At 49.1% G+C, this 4,538-nt stretch carries 4 protein-coding genes, 4 tRNA genes and 1 pseudogene; 2 read left to right on the forward strand and 7 right to left on the reverse strand.

The annotated features are described in order from the left end of the window. The 5 genes from BZK40_RS23995 to BZK40_RS24015 form a co-directional block, all read right to left on the reverse strand. Positions 1 to 232, reverse strand: a 232-nt coding sequence (locus BZK40_RS23995) for a GTP-binding protein (RefSeq protein WP_000031666.1), incomplete at its 3' end; no start/stop codon positions are given. 118 nt (positions 233 to 350) lie between these two features. Next, positions 351 to 426 (reverse strand) — tRNA-Thr (locus BZK40_RS24000). A gap of 5 nt (positions 427 to 431) precedes the next feature. Next, a tRNA-Gly gene (locus tag BZK40_RS24005) sits at positions 432 to 506 on the reverse strand. Positions 507 to 620: 114 nt separating this feature from the next. Next, positions 621 to 705: transfer RNA gene (locus tag BZK40_RS24010), tRNA-Tyr, on the reverse strand. A gap of 8 nt (positions 706 to 713) precedes the next feature. After that, positions 714 to 789 (reverse strand) — tRNA-Thr (locus BZK40_RS24015). Positions 790 to 808: 19 nt separating this feature from the next. Here BZK40_RS24015 and BZK40_RS24920 point away from each other — a divergent pair. Together BZK40_RS24920 and coaA are read left to right on the forward strand one after the other, a co-directional pair. Next, positions 809 to 889, forward strand: a pseudogene (locus BZK40_RS24920) (hypothetical protein); the annotation flags it as partial. Between the two features lie 289 nt (positions 890 to 1,178). After that, the gene (gene coaA / locus BZK40_RS24025; protein WP_003031107.1) at positions 1,179 to 2,129 is read left to right on the forward strand and encodes a type I pantothenate kinase; all 951 of its coding nucleotides are present in this window, start codon (positions 1,179 to 1,181) and stop codon (positions 2,127 to 2,129) included. A gap of 32 nt (positions 2,130 to 2,161) precedes the next feature. Here the strand turns inward: coaA and birA are convergent, their stop codons facing one another. Continuing rightward, positions 2,162 to 3,124 carry a bifunctional biotin--[acetyl-CoA-carboxylase] ligase/biotin operon repressor BirA gene (gene birA, locus BZK40_RS24030; RefSeq protein ID WP_003826969.1) on the reverse strand — a complete coding sequence of 321 codons (963 nt, stop codon included), beginning with the start codon at positions 3,122 to 3,124 and terminating at the stop codon, positions 2,162 to 2,164. Further along, on the reverse strand, positions 3,121 to 4,149 hold the full coding sequence (murB, locus tag BZK40_RS24035) for a UDP-N-acetylmuramate dehydrogenase (protein WP_079935447.1): 1,029 nt from the start codon (positions 4,147 to 4,149) through the stop codon (positions 3,121 to 3,123). Before murB ends, birA begins: the two co-directional genes overlap by 4 nt. Positions 4,150 to 4,538: the final 389 nt, after the last annotated feature.

Genomic DNA, 4,538 nt, shown 5'->3' on the forward strand with positions numbered 1-4,538 from the left:
CGTAGTGGCGAGTCGGGGTGTCATATTCAACGTGAGAAGTGTTGATGGTGATACCACGAGCTTTTTCTTCCGGCGCGTTATCGATCTGGTCGAATGCACGAGCAGCACCGCCGTAGGTTTTAGCCAGAACGGTAGTGATTGCAGCGGTCAGCGTTGTTTTACCATGGTCAACGTGGCCGATAGTACCGACGTTAACGTGCGGTTTAGTACGTTCAAATTTTTCTTTAGACATCGATTGTCCCTCTAAGACACGGATAAATCGGTGATATCACCACATCAACCAGGCAATATACCTGAGCTGTTGAATGCTTTTAAAAGTAAACAGAGAGAAACGGGAAGGAGAAGTGAAGTGGTGCTGATACCCAGAGTCGAACTGGGGACCTCACCCTTACCAAGGGTGCGCTCTACCAACTGAGCCATATCAGCACGTCTGGAGCGGGCAGCGGGAATCGAACCCGCATCATCAGCTTGGAAGGCTGAGGTAATAGCCATTATACGATGCCCGCATCCTGAAACTCGGCTACCCAGTTCTTTCTGCAACAAAAAAGAGATTTCTCTCTTTTCTGTTCGAGCTGATTAATTTTTTAATCAACTCAGGCGGCGATAACGCTGCCAGAAAGTGGTGGTGGGGGAAGGATTCGAACCTTCGAAGTCTGTGACGGCAGATTTACAGTCTGCTCCCTTTGGCCGCTCGGGAACCCCACCGGACTTGATGGTGCCGACTACCGGAATCGAACTGGTGACCTACTGATTACAAGTCAGTTGCTCTACCTACTGAGCTAAGTCGGCATCAAGTAGCGCGCATTTTATGGAGACACGCGCACTCATGCAACTAAAAAATTGCATAAAATGTTCTATCGCTCACATTTTGCACTATACGACCGATAAATAATCTATTTCCTCTTTGGATTGGACAAATTTCCAACGTCACGTGCCTCCTCTGGGAGGAATTTTGCTCCGGCAGGTACGCTTTGATAGAGAGAAAGCACATCTTTATACATCTGGAATACCCGTCACATTGCATTTCAGAGGATGATTTTTTCTTATTATTCCCCCCCATCTGGTGTTACCCTCCTGCCCATTGTCCAAATTAACTGAAATGTGCGTGCCATTGCGTACCGGGATGATTTCGTTTTTTACCGCAGACCTGATATAGCAATGACAGCCAGACCATGCGTATGAGTATAAAAGAGCAAGCGTTAACGTCGCCTTACCTACAGTTTGATCGCAACCAGTGGGCTGCGCTTCGTGATTCCGTGCCGATGACCCTGACCGAGGAAGAGATTGCTCGTCTTAAAGGCATTAACGAAGACTTATCGCTGGAAGAAGTTGCCGAGATTTATTTGCCTCTCTCGCGTTTGCTAAACTTTTACATCAGTTCGAACCTGCGACGTCAGGCCGTGCTGGAGCAATTTTTAGGCACGAATGGCGAGCGTATTCCTTATATTATTAGCATTGCTGGCAGCGTCGCCGTCGGTAAAAGTACGACTGCGCGTGTTTTGCAGGCTTTGCTCAGTCGCTGGCCCGAGCATCGCAAGGTTGAGTTGATTACTACCGATGGCTTTCTCCACCCTAACCAGGTATTGAAAGATCGTGGACTGATGAAGAAGAAAGGCTTCCCCCAGTCCTATGATATGCATCGCTTGGTTAAATTCGTTTCCGATCTGAAATCAGGCGTACCTAACGTCACGGCGCCGGTCTATTCCCATCTCATCTATGATGTGATCCCTGATGGCGACAAAACCGTTGCCCAGCCCGACATATTAATACTCGAAGGGCTAAATGTATTACAAAGCGGGATGGACTATCCTCACGATCCGCATCATGTATTTGTTTCTGACTTTGTCGACTTTTCTATTTATGTTGATGCGCCAGAAGAATTACTCCAGACGTGGTATATCAACCGTTTCCTGAAATTCCGTGAAGGGGCGTTTACCAACCCGGACTCTTATTTCCATAACTATGCAAAATTATCAGAAGATGAGGCTATCAACACCGCCACATCGTTATGGAAAGAGATTAACTGGCTGAATTTAAAACAAAATATATTACCAACGCGTGAGCGAGCAAGCTTAATCATGACGAAAAGTGCCAATCATGCCGTTGAGCAAGTCAGGTTGAGAAAATAAATAAAAAAGGGGAGCAACAGCTCCCCTTCTTATTACTCAGCGCTTCTTAGCGATATTTCTCCACCCATCCAGGGTTTGATCTCGCCATTTTGTTCAAGCAATAATGCACCTTGCGCGTCTATTCCACGAGAGATGCCAAATATTTCTTTATCGCCAATAATAAGTTTGACCGGGCGGTCGATAAAGTTATCCAGTCTCTTCCAGCGAGACAGATACGGAGCTAAACCTTCGTGCTCAAAGAGCACTAACGCAGCACGCAACTCACGTATCAGTCGGGCAGCAAGGGTATTGCGATCAATGTTAATGCCCGCTTCCTGCAAGTTAATCCAGCCTTGATTAACCACATTTTCTTCAACCCGGCGCATGGACATATTAATACCCGCACCGATAACAATCTGCGCGGCATCCCCTGTCTTACCGGTCAGTTCAACCAGGATCCCTGCCAGCTTACGGTCGAGCAAATAGAGGTCGTTGGGCCATTTTACACGTACCTTCTCTGCGCCCAGATCGCGTAAAACCTCAGCCATGACGATACCAATAACCAGACTCAGGCCAATCGCGGCAGCCGGTCCTTGTTCCAACCGCCAGAACATTGAAAGGTACAGGTTGGCACCAAACGGTGAAAACCATTTGCGACCACGGCGACCGCGCCCGGCTTGCTGATATTCAGCGACACAGGCATCCCCTGACTCCAGTTGACCTATTCGGTCCATCAGGTACTGATTGGTTGAGTCGATAACCGGCAGGACTGTGATATTTCCACCATCCAGTTGAGAATGAATAAGTGAGGCATCTAATAGTTGGATAGGCTCCGGTAAGCTGTATCCTTTACCTGGAACAGTAAAGACATCAACCCCCCAGTCGCGTAACGTCTGGACATGCTTATTGATTGCGGCACGGCTCATTCCCAACTTTTCACCGAGCTGCTCACCAGAATGAAATTCGCCATCAGCGAGTAATGAAATAAGCGTCAGAGGGACGGTATTATCCTTCATGCAATGATCTCCACAGCATTCATTTCACCCTGCGGGCCAATAAACCGAACCTCTGGTTCGAGCCAGACATTAAATTTCTCACCGACTTTTTGACGTACATGATGTGCAAGTTGCACCACATCCTGACTCGTCGCATTGTCTGCATTGATCAGCACCAGTGCCTGCTGTTGATGTACCGCTGCGCCACCAATGCGCTTGCCTTTTAGCTGACACTGGTCGATAAGCCAGCCGGCTGCCAGTTTTACAGAACCATCAGCCTGCGGGTAATGAGGTGCTGTTGGGAATTTTGCCAGGAGCTCCTGCGCAATCTCTGCGGTGACAACCGGGTTTTTAAAGAAGCTTCCTGCATTCCCGTTTACTTTCGGATCGGGCAGTTTTGTCGTGCGCATATGGCAGACAGAATCAAAAACCTGCTGAGGCGTCACCGTTGTAGGATCCAGGCGCGTCAGATCGCCATAGGTCAGTACCGGATGCCACTGTTTAGACAAGCGTAAACCAACAGCAATAATTGCGAAGCGATCCTGGTATTCATGTTTGAAGATGCTGTCACGATAACCAAAGCGACATTCTGCTGCACCAACGCGCAGATGTTTGCCAGTCGACAGCTCAACGCAGTCTACGTATTCGCAGACGCGCTGTAGCTCTACTCCATAGGCACCAATATTCTGGATTGGCGATGAACCCACGCAGCCTGGGATAAGCGCCAGATTTTCCAGCCCAGGCATGCCAAGCTGCAACGTATGCTGGACCAGATGATGCCAGTTTTCACCCGCACCTACGTGCAAATGCCACGCATCAGGTTGTTCTGTAATCTCAATACCCTTAATACGATTGACGATCACCGTACCCTGGAAGGTATCAAGAAACAGGACGTTACTCCCTTCGCCCAGGATCAGTACAGGATGATGCGATGCATTGGCTGATTGCCAAGCATTCAGTAATTGTTGTTCATTTTCGGCGCAGACAAGTTCATTCGTTTGCTGATCGATACCGAAGGTGTTCCAGGCTTTAAGGGAGTGATTCATAGACGCTTTCCTGATGCAAAATCGCGCCTAGTTTACCGCATATACCGCTGGATGGCTTGTCTTATGGAGGCTCAGGATATTGCTTTGTACCCGATGGTGCGGTGTTGTGATGTGCCTGATGCGCTGCGCTTATCAGGCCTACAAAATACATTCAGCCCGGCCTCTGTAGGCCGGATAAGGCGGCACGCCGCATCCGGCGGTTTTCATCCCGCACAGACGCAAAGAAGCCCATCCGTCTGGATGGGCTTCTTCACTTTATTTGATGCCTGGCAGTTTATGGCGGGCGTCCTGCCCGCCACCCTCCGGGCCGTTGCTGCGCAACGTTCAAATCCGCTCCCGGCGGATTTGTCCTCCTCAGGAGAGCGCTCACCGACAGACAACAGATAAAA

The sequence above is a fragment of the Citrobacter portucalensis genome, assembly GCF_002042885.1.
Taxonomy (GTDB): Bacteria; Pseudomonadota; Gammaproteobacteria; order Enterobacterales; family Enterobacteriaceae; genus Citrobacter; species Citrobacter portucalensis.